Raw genomic sequence first — 1,017 nt, 5'->3', positions numbered from 1 at the left:
CGTCAAACGCGGTAAGTCAGATGCCATCGATGCGGCGGCCATTTGTGAAGCAGTGACGCGTCCGACAATGCGCTTTGTCGCGATCAAGAGGGTTGAGCAACAAGCTCTGCTTTCGCTTCATCGCGCACGAGATCTGCTTGTCCGCCAGCGCACGCAGCTGATCAATGGCTTACGTGGTATGGTCGCCGAGTTTGGCGTTTACATCGCAAGAGGCTTGGCGCGGGTCATCGGGTTTGCCGAGGATATTCTCGCAGGTGAAGTGCTGGACCTGCCCGAGATTGCTAGTGAGGTGATCCACAATCTGTGTGAACACCTCATGGCACTGCATGCACGGATCCGATGGTATGAAGAGCGGCTGAAGGTTGTTGCCAAGGAAGACATTCGGGTTCGGCTATTACGCACCATCCCAGGCGTTGGCGCTGTCACGGCGTCTGCAATCATCGCCAGCATTGGTGATGGTCATCAGTTCCGCAATGGCCGGGAGTTTGCTGCATGGCTGGGTCTGACGCCTGCGAACAAATCCAGCGGCGGCAAAGAGAAGCTCGGGCGCATTACCAAAATGGGAGATCAATACTTACGATCATTGTTGGTCGTCGGCATGACGTCGCTCGTTCGACAAACAAAGTCGCACCCGGAACGGGCAAGCAAATGGCTGACGACACTGCTGGAACGAAAGCCCGCGCGTGTCGCAACAGTCGCAATGGCCAACAAGACCGCTCGGATAGTCTGGGCGGTTCTCACCCGAAACGAACCCTACACGCCCCACACCACCTAAAGGAGAAAGAACACCGAGTTAGCAAGACCCGCGAGATGATGGTGCATAAGTCTGCCGCCAAAACCAGGACACTCCGCCGAATGGCAGGGGCGTAACAGCCCGCTAAGCTGATAGGAACTTGGTTTGCGGAACCCATCAGGGCCAGCGGTCAAAACCGCGCAAACAGGCCGGACACATGACTGCTTCTGACAAATGCACAAATCAGATCAAAAATGTCTTGCTATGCAGGAGCCATCCACACA

The 1,017-nt window shown here is 55.9% G+C and carries 1 protein-coding gene; it reads left to right on the top strand.

Annotation, left to right across the window (positions count from 1 at the left end; translation table 11 throughout):
• A partial coding sequence (locus AB4874_RS19835) for an IS110 family RNA-guided transposase (RefSeq protein WP_368393308.1) occupies window positions 1–775 on the top strand: 775 nt, incomplete at its 5' end.
• Between the last annotated feature and the right edge of the window lie 242 nt (window positions 776–1,017).

Source organism: Thioclava arctica (genome assembly GCF_040892615.1).
GTDB classification, from domain to species: Bacteria; Pseudomonadota; Alphaproteobacteria; order Rhodobacterales; family Rhodobacteraceae; genus Thioclava; species Thioclava arctica.
Note: the sequence above shows the minus strand (reverse complement) of the source record. Positions and strands in the feature narration are given on the sequence as shown.